17 protein-coding genes are annotated in these 18,186 nt (G+C 60.5%); 9 read left to right on the plus strand and 8 right to left on the minus strand.

From position 1 onward, the window contains the following. Positions 1–159 precede the first annotated feature (159 nt). On the minus strand, positions 160–1,011 hold the full coding sequence (locus tag CRD60_RS04480) for a hypothetical protein (protein WP_113860099.1): 852 nt from the start codon (positions 1,009–1,011) through the stop codon (positions 160–162). Between the two features lie 1,073 nt (positions 1,012–2,084). On the opposite strand from CRD60_RS04480, the gene CRD60_RS04485 reads away from it, so the two are divergent. Next, on the plus strand, positions 2,085–3,068 hold the full coding sequence (locus CRD60_RS04485) for a tyrosine-type recombinase/integrase (protein WP_236630837.1): 984 nt from the start codon (positions 2,085–2,087) through the stop codon (positions 3,066–3,068). Between the two features lie 679 nt (positions 3,069–3,747). Next, positions 3,748–4,086 carry a hypothetical protein gene (locus CRD60_RS04495; protein WP_113860102.1) on the plus strand — a complete coding sequence of 113 codons (339 nt, stop codon included), beginning with the start codon at positions 3,748–3,750 and terminating at the stop codon, positions 4,084–4,086. Between the two features lie 66 nt (positions 4,087–4,152). Here CRD60_RS04495 and CRD60_RS04500 read toward each other — a convergent pair whose 3' ends face one another. After that, complete coding sequence (locus tag CRD60_RS04500) at positions 4,153–4,413, minus strand: hypothetical protein (protein WP_113860103.1); 261 nt, start codon at positions 4,411–4,413, stop codon at positions 4,153–4,155. Between the two features lie 384 nt (positions 4,414–4,797). Between CRD60_RS04500 and CRD60_RS04505 the strand changes: the two genes are divergently transcribed. Together CRD60_RS04505 and CRD60_RS04510 are read left to right on the plus strand one after the other, a co-directional pair. Next, entirely contained in the window at positions 4,798–6,189 is a 1,392-nt protein-coding gene (locus CRD60_RS04505) for a ParB/RepB/Spo0J family partition protein (RefSeq protein WP_113860104.1), read from the plus strand. 464 nt (positions 6,190–6,653) lie between these two features. Next, positions 6,654–7,229, plus strand: coding sequence for a hypothetical protein (locus CRD60_RS04510; protein ID WP_113860105.1), 576 nt, complete (start codon positions 6,654–6,656; stop codon positions 7,227–7,229). A 594-nt stretch (positions 7,230–7,823) separates the two neighbouring features. On the opposite strand, the gene CRD60_RS04515 is transcribed toward CRD60_RS04510, so the two are convergent. From CRD60_RS04515 to CRD60_RS04525, 3 genes are all read right to left on the minus strand, one after another. Further along, positions 7,824–8,855, minus strand: coding sequence for an aggregation-promoting factor C-terminal-like domain-containing protein (locus tag CRD60_RS04515; RefSeq protein ID WP_113860106.1), 1,032 nt, complete (start codon positions 8,853–8,855; stop codon positions 7,824–7,826). After that, positions 8,852–9,403 carry a hypothetical protein gene (locus CRD60_RS04520; protein WP_127975638.1) on the minus strand — a complete coding sequence of 184 codons (552 nt, stop codon included), beginning with the start codon at positions 9,401–9,403 and terminating at the stop codon, positions 8,852–8,854. Before CRD60_RS04520 ends, CRD60_RS04515 begins: the two co-directional genes overlap by 4 nt. Positions 9,404–9,653: 250 nt before the next feature. Further along, positions 9,654–9,998 carry a hypothetical protein gene (locus CRD60_RS04525; RefSeq protein WP_113860108.1) on the minus strand — a complete coding sequence of 115 codons (345 nt, stop codon included), beginning with the start codon at positions 9,996–9,998 and terminating at the stop codon, positions 9,654–9,656. 178 nt (positions 9,999–10,176) lie between these two features. Here CRD60_RS04525 and CRD60_RS04530 point away from each other — a divergent pair, with 178 nt between their 5' ends. The 5 genes from CRD60_RS04530 to CRD60_RS04550 all read left to right on the plus strand — a co-directional run bounded on the left by CRD60_RS04530 (position 10,177) and on the right by CRD60_RS04550 (position 15,062). Then, positions 10,177–10,446: a hypothetical protein gene (locus CRD60_RS04530; RefSeq protein WP_113860109.1), complete on the plus strand. Its 270-nt coding sequence runs from the start codon at positions 10,177–10,179 to the stop codon at positions 10,444–10,446. A gap of 66 nt (positions 10,447–10,512) precedes the next feature. Beyond that, positions 10,513–12,681: a type IA DNA topoisomerase gene (locus tag CRD60_RS04535; protein ID WP_113860110.1), complete on the plus strand. Its 2,169-nt coding sequence runs from the start codon at positions 10,513–10,515 to the stop codon at positions 12,679–12,681. A gap of 9 nt (positions 12,682–12,690) precedes the next feature. Beyond that, positions 12,691–13,137: a hypothetical protein gene (locus CRD60_RS08635; RefSeq protein WP_127975639.1), complete on the plus strand. Its 447-nt coding sequence runs from the start codon at positions 12,691–12,693 to the stop codon at positions 13,135–13,137. Between the two features lie 339 nt (positions 13,138–13,476). Next, complete coding sequence (mobC, locus tag CRD60_RS08800) at positions 13,477–13,755, plus strand: plasmid mobilization relaxosome protein MobC (protein WP_161522187.1); 279 nt, start codon at positions 13,477–13,479, stop codon at positions 13,753–13,755. Continuing rightward, on the plus strand, positions 13,752–15,062 hold the full coding sequence (locus CRD60_RS04550; protein ID WP_236630839.1) for a relaxase/mobilization nuclease domain-containing protein: 1,311 nt from the start codon (positions 13,752–13,754) through the stop codon (positions 15,060–15,062). The genes mobC and CRD60_RS04550 overlap by 4 nt, the downstream gene beginning before the upstream one ends. Positions 15,063–15,165: 103 nt before the next feature. Here the strand turns inward: CRD60_RS04550 and CRD60_RS04555 are convergent, their stop codons facing one another. The 3 genes from CRD60_RS04555 to CRD60_RS04565 all read right to left on the minus strand — a co-directional run bounded on the left by CRD60_RS04555 (position 15,166) and on the right by CRD60_RS04565 (position 18,157). Beyond that, positions 15,166–16,182, minus strand: a complete 1,017-nt coding sequence (locus CRD60_RS04555) for an Abi family protein (protein ID WP_161522188.1) — start codon at positions 16,180–16,182, stop codon at positions 15,166–15,168. A 209-nt stretch (positions 16,183–16,391) separates the two neighbouring features. Continuing rightward, complete coding sequence (locus CRD60_RS04560) at positions 16,392–17,459, minus strand: hypothetical protein (RefSeq protein WP_127975640.1); 1,068 nt, start codon at positions 17,457–17,459, stop codon at positions 16,392–16,394. Beyond that, the gene (locus CRD60_RS04565) at positions 17,456–18,157 is read right to left on the minus strand and encodes a DUF4913 domain-containing protein (protein ID WP_161522189.1); all 702 of its coding nucleotides are present in this window, start codon (positions 18,155–18,157) and stop codon (positions 17,456–17,458) included. The genes CRD60_RS04560 and CRD60_RS04565 overlap by 4 nt, the downstream gene beginning before the upstream one ends. Positions 18,158–18,186: the final 29 nt, after the last annotated feature.

The raw sequence follows: 18,186 nt of genomic DNA on the forward strand, positions 1-18,186 counted from the left end.
CTTCAAAAGAATGGCACGGAGTCAGGTCCTGAAACGGCTACTGATGTGTCTGAAGTAACCAGACTTCACCCAGACCAGGTCCTCAACAATTGCAGGATGCGGTCAATCAGCCAATGCCACAAGCAGCACCAGGCTGACAGACCGGGTTCCCATTATTCGTTACTGTCCCTTGTTGCAATCTGTCTCTCCAATTGCTGCCGCTCGATCCTGTTGTTGGAGTGCTTGGTGCTGATGGAATCTGGCTGCCGCTGGTATATCCGCCGCCCGTAGGCCGCCCTGATACCCGCCCTTGTATGAGGGTGCCGCGTTCCATTGCTGTGCCTGGGCGGCTGCTGCTGCCGCGGCGTCGGTGTCGCTCTTGGTTTGGATGCTGGTGTTGACCTGGTCGATTGCCGCCTGGAGGGGTCCGGTCCCGTCGCGTAGGGTCTGGAGTTGGGTCTTACTATTGGCCAGGAGGTTGTCCGTGGTTTGGATGGCTGTGGTCAGGGTCTCGCGGGTGGTCCCGTCGGCGACCTTGCCCTCCGATGTGGTCAGGAGCGTGCCGGCCTCGTCGCGTTTGCCTTGCAGGGCGGCCCTGGCGTCATCGATGCTTTTGGCGTCACGCGAGGCGATGACCGCTTCGGCGGCCTTGGTGGCCGTGTCTTGCAGGTCCTTTGTCGGGGAGGCGTCGCAGCTGATGGGGGTCTGCCTGGTGGCTGCGGCGGTCGTATAGGCCTTGCGCATGTCCGTGACGGTTGTGGCGTCCTTGACCTGGTCGGCTGGTGTGGCTGCCGTGTCCTTGTATCGCGATAGCGCGGTGTCCGGGTCGCGGGCGGACCTGGCCAGCGCTGCCATGTGTGACTGGCAGGTGGCCAGGGCCGTCTCGTGGCTGGTGTGGAGGTGCCAGGCGCTGCCCGCTGCGGCCAGGGCCAGGGCCAGCAGCGCGGTCCCGATGATCAGCGGCCGGTGTCGTGGTCTGGCGTGGTCCTCTTGGGCGCTATGCCTGTCGGAGGGTGTCGCGTTGTCGCTCATTTCTCGACCTCTCTTCATCGTGGCCAGGTGGGCACGGCCTTGGGCAAGGTGGTGTCACTGTCAGGGTAAGCCCATCCAGTCCTCAGGGGCCACGATGGGTGAAGCCCCGCACGCTGTGTGCGGCCAAGCAAAATGCCGTAACTACAAGGAGGACAGCAAGTCTGACAGGGCCTAAAGCAAAGTCTTCCAGAGACAAAGTCGATTCACCGCTGAGCAATGTTCTGTTAAATGCTGTTGGTTCCTATGCGTGTAAGGTCCGAGTTGCCTCGTTCAACCGATGCCTTCCGCGGGACTCGAATCCACAACCCACAAAATTCATAGAATCTTTCAAAATTTCTCAAAAACTTCTAAAATTTAGTCCAGTAAAATTGGATTTTGTTCAGTAAAACTGGATTTTGTTTAGTAAAACTATCAATTATTCGAAAGATTCAAGGATGGTCGAAGGGATGATGTCCCAGTCGGCTCTCAAGCGGAAACCGCCATGCTAGCTCCAGTTAGGCTAGCTGCTGTTGTACGACGCGCGCAAGGAGAACGACCGTTGTTGTCCAGGCGGGATGAGGGCGAGGATGCCGGCCAGTGGGATTCCCTAATCGCCAGGGCTCGTTCACGGTCCGCTTCTACAGTGTTTCGGATGAGCCCGATCCTTCTGCGGCAGACCAAGAATGGGTCGTTGGGTCTCTTGAATGTATGACTGAAGGACTTAGTGCCTCGGAGCAAATACCGGCGGTATGTGTCAGTCGTCGAACAATCCTGTTTTGATTCAATGCCTGGGGCCGGGGCAATTGCGGATGACTCCAGTGTTCGCTCAAGGTGACTGTCGGAGACTGGAATGCCGCAAGGCAACCAGAAGACGAAGTGCCCCCCGTGGGATTCGAACCCACAACCCACGACTTAAAAGGAGGAAAGAGCTAAGAGATGGTGCCTGGGAGTATCCACAGAATATATACAGCATGAAGACAATTGTCAATATGCTGATGCTTAGTGTCATTTGCTGGCCTAGTTGTCGCGATAGTGACCATCAATCCATGTTATGACGCATACTCGACTGGGTGAGATAGCCAGTAGCCGGCATTGTGCCGGCTTTTTTTGTGTCTAAAGGAGTCTTTATGCAGTTCGAGAGTCATCGACAGCCACCGGCGGAATGGGTCGAGTGGCTTGATGGGTGGGTGGCATCATTGCGGGTCCATGGTGCGACACCGGCCACGATCGAGCATTGGTGGTACGTGGTCAGTCAATTCGCGCGCGAGGCCAGCATGCCTCCCGACCTGGTAGAGACCAACGATGTGCTGGCGTGGCTTGGCCGGGGCGTGGGAGTAAATACCATGCGGTCGGAAGTCATCGCGCTGAACTCGTTTTTCCAGTGGTCATTGCGGGACGGGCGACGGACGGATGACCCCATGGAGTGCGTCCCGAAGGTGAAGCGGCGGAAGCAAAAGCAGAAGCCTGCGCCACGTGAGGCAGTGGAGAAGGGCATGAACCATCCCGACCCGAGAGTGAGGCTTTTGGTCATGCTTTTCGCTGATGCCGGCTTGCGTCGGGCCGAAGCCGTGCAATGCCGGACCGACGACGTCATTGATGACCTGACCGGCAAAAGCCTCATCGTCCATGGCAAGGGCGCCAAGGACAGGGTGGTACCACTGGATGAGCCCCTGGCCCGTGAGCTCATGTCCGCGGGACCGGGATGGGTCTTTCCCGGGCAGCGTGGCCATATCTGCAATGACACCGCCTATGCCCTGGTAAAGGATGCCACCGGGTGGCCGCCCCACGCCTTCCGGCGCAGGTTTGCCACCGACGTGTGGCGGGCGACAGGGGATGCGGTCAAAGTCCAGTCCCTGCTGGGGCACGAAAGCCTGGCGACCACACAGGCATACATCTATCAGACGGCGGACGATCTGCGACAAGCGGTCAAAAGCATGAGGTCATACCGCCAACACGAGGGGATTGGCATCGCGCATCCCGAGCAGTTGCTGGCCGCATATGGGATACCGGATTCAATCGTCAGCGCCGTTGTGGAGTCGGTTAAAACGCAGGACCGCTCAAATCCCAAATTGTTCTAGGTTTATAGTGGACAACCTTTTACAGATTGACGGCCATGCTGTAGCCATGAGATGCTTTCAGGGCATCACCCCCTTGTCTTGTTCGGCATTGGAATACCTGGTTGATGCTGGCTCTTGGACTCTGTGCGGGTCGCTTGATTCGCTAACTTTGGATGGGGCTGCCGCCCCAAACCCCGCCGAGCTGAATCAGCTCGATCATTAATGCCTCCGGCGGCTGCCGCGTGGCCCTTCGGCGCAGAAGACGCGCCGAAGGGCCACTTGCCTCTTGATGATGTGAAGTGCTTTGTGGGGGTGTGACAGCATGAGTCATAGAGGATTGGGTATGTAGCAGGCGGGATAAGTATCCAGTCGTAGCACTATATTGTGGTAGTAGTTTGTGGTATCATTATAGTATGTTTGAAATCGGCGAATCAGCGCGGAAGCACGGCTATACAGGGCAGGAGATCAGCTTCGCCGTGATGCACTACGGCGGGATGGAGCCGATTGTGGATAGGTATGGGCGTCCGGCCCAGGTCTTTGTGGGTCCTCCGCATGAGGGGGCTCTGAAAAACGACTGGATAGAGGTCATGGTGCGTCTGGGTCAGAACGGGGACTTTCGGTGTTTCCACGCGATGCATGTGAGCGACATGTATTCGCATTTGATCCCGAGGGACTAGACGCCATGGAAAGGAGCAAACGGATGGGTGTGAAGGATGAGCAGGATCTGCTCGACGAGCGGATGGCTTTGGAGGCGGAACGGGGCGAGTGGGAGCCTGTCCCAGGTAGCAGACCGACCTACCGTAAGCAGAGTGATCCGGCACTCACCAGGGCCGATCTCATGGCGATCTTCGAGGGCAGGCCGCGTGGTGAGACACCACAGCCGGCGAAGAAGACATGGAGGGTGAGGACGACGGATCTGCTCGATGAGTGGGCCGAGGCCGGAGCGGAAGAGGAGCATGTGGGCAGATCCGCGCTCATCCGCAAGGCGGTGCAGGAGTATCTCGCCACCCACCATGCCAGTCTGTTCCCCGCTGTGTAGGTGCCAATGATCCAAGGGTGCCGCCCCTGTTCAGGGGTGGTGCCCTTGATTTCACGTCTGCCGGACTCACAACCAGGTCAGAATCTCCCCGATGAGATCAAGGATGAGACTCACCAGGCCCACGAGCCACTGGATCCACGGCCTGAGGCCTTTTCGGCTCTTCGCGTGCTTCGCCTTCGGCTCCGGGCGTATCGAGACCTCCAAAAAAAGTTTAAGGGCGAAAGATCCGAGCTTCAGCATTAATACGATAATTTGTCCAGTGTTCATATCCGCACAGCAAGATGTTTTCTTGTCCTGCGCAAATTTGCGCAATGCCGTTTTAACCATTCCCGGGCAGTTTCTTACCGCGGGAATCGAGACGGGCTCGTTCTAAGGCTGATTTAGGGCGAATTTGGCGTCCTGGGCCCGAAACGGACATCGGGGCCCACGGACCCCGATGTCTGGCCGCCGCTGTCGCACGCCTCCGGCGTGCTGCTGGCGGAAGATAAATCGGTGGGTGCCGAAGCCTTCCACTATGGCACAGGCCGCTCCCCATCAAGCCCCGAGCGTTCCGATCCACACCCCCTTGCGCCCCCTGGGGCCCAAAACCATGCCCCAGGAGGGCTGGCGGGGAAGTGTCCGGCCCACGCGAGGGCTTGACGCTCCGCTTGCCCCTGCGCCTCCATTCCAGGCGTCGGCACGACCGGTGCCGGCCCTAGGAAAGGAACGGACATGACCACCACTACCACCATCGAGATGCTCCCCATCGAGGCCATCACCCCCAACCCGGCCAACCCCCGCACGCAGGTGGGGGACATCACCGAGCTGGCCCTGAGCATCGCCGCCCAAGGCATACAGCAGCCCCTCCTCGTAACACCCGCGGGCCCCGACGGCACCCACACCCTCGTCATAGGCCACCGACGGCTCGCGGCAGCCAAACAGACCGGACTCGACAAAGTCCCCTGCACCATCAAAGCCATGGACGACACCCGACAGGCCGAACTCATGATTGTCGAGAACGTGCACCGGGAGAACCTGACCGCCATGGACGAGGCCCAGGGCTATGCCCGTCTGCTCGACCTCGGCGAGGACACCGACACCATGGCCCGCACCACCGGCAGGAGCGCCACCACCGTACGTCGCCGGCTCAAGATAGCCGCCATCAGCCCCGAAGCCCGCAAGGACCTGCCACCCCAACTGAGCTTCGACCAGCTCGAAGCCATCGCCGACTTCGCCGACGACCCTCACACCCAGGACGAGCTCATCGCCGCCGCCGGCACCGACAACTGGAACATGGCGCTGACCAAGGCGCGCACGACCCGTGAAGCGGCCCAATGGAGCCACACCATCCGGCAGGCCGCCGACGAGGCGGGCCTGGACATCGTCGAGCTGGAAAAAGGGAACCTCTGGGCCGCACCCGATGATTGGCGCTACATCGAGAAGCTCACCCCAGACCTGCACCCCGACCCGCAGGAAGCCCTCAGCGCATGGCTGGACCAGCATCCCGGCCAACGGCCCGACGCCGTGGGCATCATCGAATCCGACCGCAGCTGGGTGCTCAGGGCAATCCTCATGCGGGCCATCACCCCCCAGGAGAAGGAGGAGGCCCAGCGCGCCCACCAGGAGTGGGAAGACGCACGCGCCCGCAGACAAGCCGAACTGGATGCACTGATGGCCCCGGCCAAAGACCTCGGCCGGACCAGCCGCCAACTACGCATCGAGCACACCCGCCACCTGCTGGGCCTGAAACGACCCCCCAAAACCATGGCCGACGCGCTGGGCACCATGACCGTCCTGCGAATCACCCAGGACCAGCATCAGTGGGTCATCGACGACCGGCTGGAGCGGACATGGCGCGACATGGCCGGTAAGGACACCCCCATGCCCCAGCCGTTCGGGGACCCCACCCCAAGCCTGTCCGCCTTCGCGCTCTGCCACGCATGGGTCGAGGAAGCCATAAGCGACACCGCATGGCGGTCAGCGGACGAAATCGACACCCTGCTCGAACCCCTCTACCAAGCCCTGGAAGCCACCGGCTACAAGCCCAGCGACGAGGAACGGGCCGCGCTCAACGGCTCCCTGCTGGCCGACCACGACCCGGACGAGGACACCGACACCCACTGACACCACCCCCCCCCCTGCCGAGCCGCAGGAAGGGGGCGGCCACTGTGACGACTCGCGCCACCCCCCCCACAGGGGGGGCGGAATCGTCGTCATCGAACCCCTGCCGGGGTTCGACCCCCACAACCAGGCACACCACCTATCCGATCGGACCGAAGGAAACGGACATCACGGCTGCGCCGTGACGGCAACCCACCGCCGCCGCACGCCTCCGGCGTGCTGCTGACAGAGGGACTTGAACATGTGTGTTTGCGCCGACACCCTCCACTCTGCCCCGGGCCGCTGCGAGTAAAGCCCCGAGCGTCTCACGGCCACACCCCTTCCACGGCAAGGGGTACAACAGACTACCCCTTGCCCCTCCAGGGGAATGTCCGCGATCCACGCGGGGGCTTGACTCTCCGCTTGCTCCCGGGGCGCCATTACGGGCGCCGGCGCAAACAGTACCGGCCCCAAGGAAAGGAACGCACATGACCACCACGAGCACCATCAAGGACACCGACTACAACACCCTGGTCACCTCATTCATGACCGACCCCTGGCTCGACCAGACCGACGGACAGGACTACATCACCGTCCTGGCCAGAGTCGCCATCGACGGCCACAACACCCAAGACACAGACCCCGCCACACTCACCCGCATGGCCGCCCTCATCGACTCCCACCTGAGCTACCGGGACACCATCATCCTCAGCGCCGCCGACCCCACCGCCGACAAAACCGTCCTGGAACGCATGGCCTTCCACCCCCACCGGCAGGACACCGTGGACCACCTCTGGACCGTGCTTCACGGCCTCCAGGAAGGCACCCAAAAACTCGACCAGACACGAGCCCGCAGAGTCCTGGACCTGCTCGCCGCCATGGCCGGCCAAGTGGAAGGAGGACCCTCCCTGTACGGCGCCACCGCATACATCCAATGGCTCATGGGCCAGGACAGGCAAGCCGAACAGACAGCCACCAAGGCAATCAACCTCGACCCCAACTGCACCCTGGCCACCCTCGTCACCCACGCCCTGGAACGGCACATCCACCTCGCCCAGGCATGAACGCCAGCCGCCGGCCGACACCAAGCCGACCGGCGGCAAACCGGCACATCCACCCCGGACCCTTGATTCGGGCTGTATGGATTCTGTGATCGACGGCTCGCGCCACCCCTAAACGGGGTGGAATCGCCGTCTTCGAACCCCTTATGGGGTTCGAAGACCACCCCCGGAAAACCATTCCATCTTCCTTTATGACACCGACCGCCGCCTGGAATATGGGAGAGGGCCCCTTTGCCGGGTCTGAAGGTTTGAGCCGTTCCGACGATAACTGCGCTGCTCCTACGGGCAACCCGGAGCGTCGCACCACACGACGCACTCGGGTTGCCCTCCGTGTGCTGCTCGCCATCGCTCCACTTGGTCAAACCTGCAGACCCGGCAAGCGGGATCATGCCCTTACCGAAGAGAGCGGATCATGGTCTCTCAAAAAGCGCGAAACCGGAAATCCCGGAATAGTTCATATAGGGGCTACCGCCCCAAACCCCGTCAAGCTGAATCAGCTTGACCATTGATACCTCCGGCGGCTGCCGCATGGCCCGAGGGTAAAACACCCTTGGACCATTTGCCCCGAATGCTGAACGTCTTGCTTTCCTTCGTGGCTCAATACCAATTGTGTGATAGCCAAAAGGCCTTGGCCTTGCTTGGGGAACCATAGCGGCTTTGGATGTAGTTCAATCCCCATTTAATCTGCGTGCCCGCGTTCTCATGCCAATCAGGACCGGCGGAAGCCATTTTGGAGCCTGGCAGGGATTGGGGGATGCCATAGGCGCCTGAGCTCGGGTTCTCCGCATTCCAGCGCCACCCAGACTCGTGGTTCCAAATCCAGATCAGGTCATCGTAATCTCCATCGTTCCACTCCTTGTATGACTTCATCATCTCCCTGGCAATGGCCTTGGCCTGGTCGGGTGAGGCGTGGGTGCCATCCCCGTCATAGGACACATCGGCCGTGGTCGAACCCGAGACCGCACACTCCCACATGGCGGGCTGGACACCGCCATCCGAACCTGGAGCCGGAGGTGTCGAGCCCCCAGCCCCTGGATGCCAATAGCTCACACCTGCGGGAGGATGGGACACGCTCAGCGTGGTGGTATGAACCTTGCCGAAGTTGGTGCCACCTTCAGTCAGATGCAACGTGTCACCGTCTATCTGCTCGATCACGGCCACATGCCCATAGGTCGGGTCAGCGATCGCCCCATTGAACACTGCGCCGGCGGCGAAGCTGATGATGCCGCCCACGGCCGCACCCTGCTGCCAGCCCAACGCCTGTGCGGACGCGCCCCACATGTTGCCGTTGCCCATGTATTGGGTGATCTCATGTCCCATGCTCTTCTGCCGCATGCACGCCCACCAGGTGCATTGGAAACCAGCGCTGTAGGTGCTGCAATAGGACGTGTACTGAGGCCATTTCGCACTGATCTGGCTCATGTTCTGTCCGATCAGCCCGGTCCATTCACCGCTCGCTGCCGAAGCCGGTCCGGTCGCGGAGACCGATGACGATGACCCCGAGTCGGAGTCCTTGCAGCCTCCGAGAAATGCCAGCACCCCGGCCGGCGTGCAGGCAGAAAGTAGGAGCACCGACAACATGCAGGACAGCGCGACCGCCGGCTTCAAGCAGTGATGGATGCGCCTCATTGTGCATCCAACCAAAACGGATTCTGCCCCCCAACCGTGACCTCCACGGTCCTACAGGGACTCTCCCTGGTTCCGATTCCGGTCGAGGCGAACGAACTGCCCTTGGATTGTTCGAGTGTGGCCGGGCAATACACCGTCACATGCCACACCCCATCATCCATGGGCACCGACACCACATCATAGGGACGCGAGACGGTGTTCTGCGGATCCTGGCGCCCATCCAACCTCAAACCCTCCGGGACAGGGAAACGGGTCATGCCCGGCTGCCAATAGCCGGCGACGGTGATGGCTCCTGACCGGTCCGCGTTCCACTTCCCCTTCTCACATGCTCCATCAGGTAGTTTGCCGATACCACGATAAGCTGAAGCGTCACAGGCCATGTCCGGTTTGTACTGGCGTTGCAGCCACCAGTACCTTGGTGCGTCCGGCACCGGATGCTCCATCCCGGCACCATCAGATCCCAACAGACCAAGCCGGCCCTGGGACCACACCGTGTCCTCCGGGTCGGGATCGAGCAAGGCATCCAAAGTCGATAACGCCGCATCCACCGGACCTGTGCCAGGTGCCGAGCCGGGCGCCCCATGATCCGGCACCGAAGCAACATGGGGGATGCCGGCATGATCCAATCCCCTCGACTTCGACGGCTTCCCGGACGGTTTCACTACAGGCCCGACAGGTCTCACGGGAGAATCGACCGGACTCTCCATGCTGTGAACTATCACAGCCCCCAAAGCGCACACCAGCAAGCCCATAAGCCCCATCAGCGCGACGCGTTTAAAGGATACGGCCCTCGGTTCCTTACGCTTCCTCCGCATCATTCACCTCCAGATGACTCCCCTTGTCGACAGGTTGCCTGGCCGGCGCCGGCGAGGACGACGTCCTCGCGCCGTCCTCGCCGCTTGCCATGACCTGTCCGTCAACGATCGCGTCAGCTGTATTCAGCTCCTCGATCGTCACCCCCAAATCCCGTGCCTGATCGCGCTTGCGCTTCAGCGCTGTCTTGGCATCCGCCAGCCGTCGTTCCATGGATCTCAACGCCAGCCTTGCGGAGGCATACGAATCCAATGCCTCCTCCTTCTTCTGCCGTTCCTGCCGCAACAGTTTCCTGATACTTGATCTCGTCTGCCTGCTTTCAGGACTCATGTCCCTTCCTTTCCTTGATGTCGGAACACACTATCAAGCATGAGGCATAATCGGGCGCCCCGCAGCGGACACCATGACTGGTTTCCGCGCCGCCGGACCTGTCACACAGTCCGCGGCTGGTGGTTCAGAACGGCGTGACCATGGGTATGTCCATCAAACAGGAAAGGAACAAGGACAAATGAACATACTCAAGCAACTATGGCACCTAGCGGTCCACATGAACGGGGGCGTCCAGGTAGTGCTGACAATGGTCCTGATCGCTCTGGCCTTCGGCTGTGAAATCCTCATCAAGCGGATAGAGCTGGCAGGCAAGGACGCATACAACGGCAAGACCAAGCCGGCGGGATCGGTGAGCATCTGGGCCCTATGGTTCGTGGCCGGTGTGCTGGCGCTCATAGCCATCTTCATCGTTGCGGCCGTCTTCGCGCCCCTCCTGGGCCTGGCATAGAAGCAAACCGGCAGAGCGCATAAACAGGGGTGGCCAACCTGGCCACCCCTATGGAAAGGAACAACCATGAGACTTGTCATAGCCGAGAAGCATTCAGTGGCCACCGCGATCGCCAAGGCCCTCGATCCGAACCCCCGGGAACAAGATGGATGCCTCCGCGCGGGCGACACCCTGATCTCCTGGGCGCAGGGACACCTGGTCGACCTCGCCACCCCCGACCGGTACAAGGACCAACCCTGGAGCGATAAGAAATGGAGCATGGACCAGCTGCCCATCATCCCCCAACGATGGCAATGGGAGATCTCCGGCGACAAGGGAGCTGACCAACGCTACAGTGACCTGGTCGCTCTCATGCGTCGCCATGACGTGACCGACCTGGTCAACGCCTGCGACCCCGACCGTGAGGGAGAGGCCATCTTCGCTCGAATCATCACACACGCCGGCATACACAAACCGACCCTGCGACTCTGGGTCGCGTCCCTTGATGAAGAAGCCATCCGTGAGGCCTGGACACGAATGAAGCCCCTGACCGAATACCAGGGACTGGCGGACTCGGCGGACGCCCGAGCCAAAGCCGACTGGCTGATAGGCATGAACGCCTCTCGCGCCCACACCATCGCCTACCGGCGTCGTATCAGCATCGGACGTGTCCAGACACCCACACTCGCCCTGGTCGTCGAGCGGGACCGGCAGATCAGGAACCACGTATCGACCCCCTACTACACGGTCGTGGCACACATGGGGCAATGGACCCTGACCAGCGAACACCTCCCAACCCCAGACCAGGCACAACGGATCCTCGACCAGGTCCGGGCATCAGGCATGGTGATAGACAAGGTGGACCGCACACAGGTGAGCACCAAACCGCCAACCCTATACGACCTGACCGGACTGCAGAAAGCCATGAACCGTCCACCGTACGGCCTCAGCGCAGCCCAGACACTGGCCGCAATGCAAAAGCTCTACGAAGCCAAGCTGGTGACCTATCCCCGCACCGACAGCACATACATCACCCACAACGACCTGGGCGCCGTCAAGGCCTTGGTCGCCGACATGCGCCTCGTCGACGGGATACTCCCCGGAACGCCAACCGTCGACAGCATCGAGCGCCTGGTCAACGATGCAAAGGTGGCCGGCCACACCGCCATCCTGCCCACACGGCTCCTAAACGCCCGAATCCTTGCAGACCTGCCCCAGGAGCAGATCCTCGTGGCCAAGGCGGTCGTGCTCAGACTCTGGGAGGCAATCGGCGCGCCGTACATACACGACAGCGTCAAGGTCACCGCACACATCAACGGTGTGGACTCCCCAAAGTTCACCGCATCAACGGACACTCCAGTGAGCCTGGGATGGAAGTCCATCAACCCCACGGCAGCAGCCCAGACAGACGACAACGATGAACAGGATGGAAAGCAAACCGCCACAGGAAGGATTCCGGACGACCTGCGATCCGGTCTGACCCTCCTCACAATCCATGGAGACAAAGGCGCTGAAATACGGCAAGGGAAGACGGATCCCCCCAAGCGGTTTACCGAATCCACCCTCCTGGCGGCCATGGAGCATGCCAGCCGATTCGTGGACGACAGGAACCTCAAACAAGCCCTCGATGATGACAGCTCCCACTCAGGTGGCATCGGCACCCCCGCCACACGTGCCGACATCATCGAGACGCTGGTGAAGGGCGGATACCTGCTGAGAACCGGCCGGCAAATCAAGAGCACACAGGACGGAGAGATCCTCGTGGAGGTGGCGGTCCCCGCACTCAAGGAAGTGGTCCTGACAGCGAAATGGGAGCAACAGCTCAGCGATATAGAACACAACAAGGTGAGTGAGACCGCATTCCTGGCCGGCATAGAGGACATGTGCCGACGCTTGCCGGACCAGGTCAACAGCAGCTTCAGGCCCGAGTATCTGAACCGGGAGAGGACCAGGGAGTCGTTCGGTCCGTGCCCCAGGTGCGGCGCGCCTGTGGTCAAGACCGGAAGCCTATGGCAATGCTCAACCAACAAGTCACAACGGCAACAGGACGGCTCATGGAAACAGACGGAAGGCTGCGGGTACAAGATATTCGGCACCCTAAGCGGCAAGACCCTCACCGACAGTGTGATCCGCCAGGTCCTGCAAGGCAAGACGGTCAAGCTTTCAGGATTCCACAGCAAGGAGAAAAACAAGAGCTTCACGGCCAACTTGGTATCCGACCCACAGCGAGGCATCGCCTTCAAGTTCAGAAAGTAGCAGGTGAACATGTTCTACGACAAATACATACGTGTCCATTGCAATCAGTCACTGCGCATGGGCCTCATACAGTCGGCCAGGGACCTTGGGGTCAGCCGCTCCCACATCATTCGGCGCGCGCTGATTCCGAAGGAATCAGAACACCTCTACCAAGGAGACCTGGGGCCGGTGCAGGTCCTGCCCCCACTGACCCCCGAACAAAAGAACGCTACCCTCAGCTTCCTGCTCACAAAGGAAGAACTGGAAGTCGTGGACCGAGCGGCGTTCAACGCGGGCCTGAGCCGCGCACAATACATCCGACACAGCATCGCCGAACTCATAGAATCCCCTGACCTGGAGTCCGAAGTCATGCGCGCAACCGACCTTGACCTGCAGAAGATGGCCAGTGACCTGCTGACCGAAATACCGGCACCAGGGGACCAGAAAAACGAACCGTACAAGAACGCGAGGGCATAGGCATAGGCATAGGAACAGGCATAGCCATAGAAATGGGAATAGGAATAGCCATGGGAATAGGAATAGCCATACCATCCGGTAGGAGCAAGCTAGATGATTTGTCCATACAAATCAAGCTCGACCCCCCTGCGGGGCCCTGCGGGCACCCTGCAGGAGGAAGGACCCGAGTGCCGAAGGCTTGGACGACACGCCAAAGGCGTGACATATGGGCTGGCGGGGACGGCCATGGCCGGCCATAACCAAAGCGGAAGGACTGGCCAGCCACTCACGCGCAGAATCCAATTCAGGGTCAGCGACCAGGACCACGAGCTCATGCGAAACACGGCCGAGCGATATGGCATGAGCATGGCACACGCCGCCGTCGAGCTCTTCCGAAGAGACAACGGCCAAAGCAGGGAACCCGACGAGGACATGGAACGCCTCATCGGCGAACTCACGGAAATCCGCACCCAGATCTGGCGCATAGGACACAACGTCAACCAGATAGCCCACGTGGCCAACGCGAACGGGGAGACCGACGGCCAGGACCAGAAGACGGCCGCCCAGGCAGCCAGGCTGGTCGAACATCTGCTTGACCGGCAGGACCGGATCCTGGCCGAGTTCGGGGAGGGACGATGATACCCAACATCAGCAGAGGGTCAAACCCGGCCGGCCTGTTCCGTTACCTCTTCGGCAAAGGCAGGGCCAACGAGCACCGCGACCAACACCTCATATGCTCCAGCAACGACCTGGGCGACCTCTTCGACCTCGATGGCCAGCCCAAGGATACCTTCGCTGAAATCGGACGTCGCTTCGACCGTCGCTACCAGCTCCTGCGGGAGAGGAACGACCCCTACCCGCCCGACCGGCGCGGGAAAAAGAACCCAGAGCGCGAACCAGGCAAGGACCGGGTCTGGCACTGCTCTCTAGCCATCAAGGCCGGCGACGGCATCCTCACCGACCAGCAATGGGAACGAATCATCACACGCTACCTGGTCGGGATGAACCTCATTGACAAGGACGGCAAGGGAGCCACTTGGATGGCCGTCAGACACGGCCTGTCCAAGGCTGGCAACGACCACATCCACATCGCAGTCCAACTCGCCGCCGACCAATGGATCAACCCCTGGCATGACCGGGTCAACGCGCAGGCCACCTGCAGGAGGATGGAACGGCAGATGCCTGAGCTGCGCCCCATCGGCCTTGCCGCCGGCCACACCAGGTTCACGTACCAGCAATGGCGTCAATGGGCCGAATGGAAAAGCGAGCACGAATGGACCGGCACACCACCCTGGTCCAGGCTCGACCCAGACACACGGCAACGCCTCATCAACCAGGTGGCGGCCAACACCATGCCCAAACTCTCCATCGGACGGCTGGTCGAAGCCTGCGCCGTCGCCTCACATAGCGAAGACGAGTTCATACGCCGGGTCAGGAGGGAAGGGCTGAACATCGACCCCAGAATGCGCAAGGGAGTCTCCAAGGGAACATTCAACGACCCCAGCCAGGTCATCGGATACACCATCACATGGCGCTCAAAGGACGGATGGACCGAACGCATACCGGCCACCGACCTTGGCCTGGACATGACCCTCAAACAGCTCAGGGCCAACTGGTCCCACACGCCACAGGCTCAATCCCTGACCGTCGCCGAATGGCAATCGGCCATGAACAACAGGCCAACCGCCATGCGCCAGGGCGCCGAACGACACATCGAGAACCTCAGCGCCCACGACATGAGCCGACTCATCGACGAGGCCTTCCGCATCCAGACCAGTATCGACTACGCCGGCGGAGCGGATAGGGACCAGGCCATGCGCCAGGGCCTGCAGACCTTCCACAGGCTCAGAAGGGACTACGGACTCGATGGCATCAACCCACAGCTGCAGATGACGGAACAATGGAACCCCACCCAGCAGAAGGGCGAACCAGGCAAGAACCGATAAACAAGACGTCCCCCTCCCCGCAACGGCGAGAGGGGGACATGACCAGTGTGTGTTTCCAGCCACCCCTAATTTGGGATTCTGTTTTTATGTAATCGACGGGCGCTTATGCCGCCTGGTCCTGCTGCCTCAAGCGCTCCGCTTTCTCCTGCGCGTTGGTCGCGTAACCTGTAGAGAGCTCGCATAGGGCGTTCAGCACCGAATGGATTGCTGGATTGCGGGGTTCGACCGTATCCTTGTCACCGAAGTAGTCATCCTTATGCAGACAGATGCGCTCGATGAACTCGTTCATGCGCTCACAAGTGCGCTCGATAACCTCAGGGCTGTTGACCAGCTTCAGGTGGCACAGCAGCGCGGCCGCATAGTTGTTGACCACCAGATAGTCCAATGACTTCTGCAGGGCAGTGGCGTGGGTGCTTGACTGCCATTTCTTCCCGCACATCTTCAGGGCTGGTTTGGAGACCTCCCAGTCCGCTTTCCTTCTGCTTCTCATGGATTCGGAAGGGCAGGACACATTCGTCAGGAGGCAGTTGCCGTGGACCACGGCATTGCGGAGCTTGTGGGTTATGAACAGCCAGTTGTTCATGGTGTCCTTTTGCTTCGTCACTTCGTAGTAGGCGTGGTGCAGGCCTATCTGGGCGTTGAAGTCCAACAGCTCCCACAAGTGCCAGACCTTGTAGTTCCCATTGCATGCCGCTACTAGGTCATCGGTGTATGGGTTCTGATGCTTGTTGACGATAGCGCTGAGGTTTCGGCCGAAGAAGTAATGGCTAATGCACTGATCGCCCAGGTTACGGTTCTCATTGTCGATGAGCAGTTTGTTGAGCTTGATCTTCATGCCATATTCGATATCAAGGCACAGCGACGCCACATGATGCTTCAGGACGGTATCAAGCAGGGACAGCTCCTGGAGATAGGCGAAATCAAGATTCTCATACCGGTAGGAGTCGGACTGTGTGGCAGGGATTCGATTGTAGTTGTTCTCGTATGACTTGAGCTTGAAGAAATACGTATGGTCGGTTAGGAAGCGGGTTGCCTCCCGCTTGGAGACCAGGCCGAAAGTGATTCCGTGACTTTCCAGGCAGTCGAGCTGCTCCTGGATAGTGAATAATTTGCCGTCCACCAATTTTCCCTGTGCACAAATGAAAACAGGCGACAATCAAGATTGTCGCCTGCCAGGCATCCGAAGCGGACCACAGACGCCTTACTTGGTAGTACCAATATTACACTGAGTGATGATTTGACGGCACTGAACATTTAGGCCCGAAGTAGCAACACACCACTAGATGTAGTGTTGACAATATGAAGGGCCATGGTACAACCTTGCAGTCCTCATTCTCTCCTTCCAATCCGTCTTCCCGGGTCCTGCGTCAGGCCCATATCAGCCTTCTGCAGGTCGGTGACCGAACTCAAAGCGAGTTCCTCACCTGCGCTGTATTGGCCGAACATGTCCGGACCGGCCCAGGACTCCTGCGCCTCCAGCTCGAATAGGTCGTCCTGATTGGGCAGAGGGTCGCCGGCGGTCTTCAGGTCCCCGCCACCACGATCCTGCTCGGCGTCAGTAGCTTGGTCGGGAACCGGCGCCGACCCGATCTCGGGGCGCTCCACCTCGCTGATGGTGCTGGGCTCGTCACCCACGGAGCGGTTGCCGGCGCCCGAGGACTCAGGCAGACCTTCCTCCTTCAGGAAGCTGATCCGGCCGGCCGCCGCATCGACGCTGTCGATCGGGCTGGTAAGTACCGCTTCGGTGAGCTTCTCCCGGTTGTATCCGTCCCAGTCTCCGTTCCTGCGGGTCTGTACCTGGAAATCTTCTCCATGGTGCTTCCTGCGAAACTCCTCGGGGTCCGGGGCTTCCTGGACGGTGACCGGTACACCAGCCTTCCTGAACGTGGCTAGTGTCTGATCCAGTTCGGGCGACTGGGCAGCGACCGTCACCGTGACATGGTTGACGATCTGGTCGGCCTCGGCGTCGATGTTGGTGCGGTGGCCCCTTCGGGCCCATTCCTCCTTGAGCCACTGCCTGGCCCGTCGATTGTCCCTGGTGAACGCTGGATCATACTCCTCGAGATGGTCGGTGATGCACCATGATTTCAGCAGTTCCGCATCGCCCAGCAAGTCCGGCTGCGCTTTGACGGCCGGGTTGAGGACCGTCGCCTTGATGGTCTGCTCGAAGCCGTCATTGAGCTTAATGCGGTTGGCGGCCTCCCATTCCTCCAGGCGCCGCTGGAGCATCTGCCTCTCCCTGGCATGTTCGTTCCTGGTCATCCTCCTCGCCCGTGCTCCTGACTGAAAGTCCGAACGTAGGGCTCCATGAAGCATCCTCAGCGATTGGGCCACGTTCTGCCAGGTCTGGACCATCATCTGGTCCATACTGTCCTCGGGATCCATCTGTGACATCATTCATTCCTTTCCTCATGGTCCTGCGACCGATCTGCTCGAGGCACCGCCAGTTGGGTGATGATCTCGGCACGCCATGCCTTGGGTGGCCGGATGCACGGCAAGGGCTCACCCTTCGATGTGGCGACAGGTTCCACCCCCAATGAGCCGACTATGCCGGAGTTCTTGTCAAATACCGTGTTCAGCGCATTGCTGGCCTGCAGGTACCAGAGCATCATCTGGCCAGGGCTCTTGCGTGAAACCTCATAGGAGCGCCACATCGCATCGAGCGGCATGACAAGCGCTGGATGGCGCCACCAATCTGGAACCCAACGAATCCGGCCGGAGGCAGCCTGATAGTAAGGGAACACGTGGGCCAGGAAGCACTCGACGAACGCCACCAGGTTAGGGTAGTAGCACTCCTCGCTGTCGAGCCTCTGTCCCAGCTGTCCAGCCAGCTGCTCCTCCGTCCCGGGATCGGCCTGGGTCTCCACGTCCTCGGGTCCAGGCACCCACGCGCCCACGTATGCCTCCGGCTGGTCCGGAGGCTCAATTGGCTCTACCGGATGGACGGAGTAGTCCTCGGTCGCCTCCGGTGATAGGGAAGATGGTTCTTCATGGCTGATGCCAGCCAACGGTAACGCCTGGGTTGTGGCATCGGGGTCGATGCGTCGAATGCCCTTGCGGTCCTCCAGGACGGCGAGCGAGAAGACCTCGACCATGCCTAGACCGCTGTCCATAAGGACCCTGG

Origin of the sequence: Bifidobacterium aemilianum (assembly GCF_003315635.1) — a bacterium.
GTDB classification, from domain to species: domain Bacteria; phylum Actinomycetota; class Actinomycetes; order Actinomycetales; family Bifidobacteriaceae; genus Bifidobacterium; species Bifidobacterium aemilianum.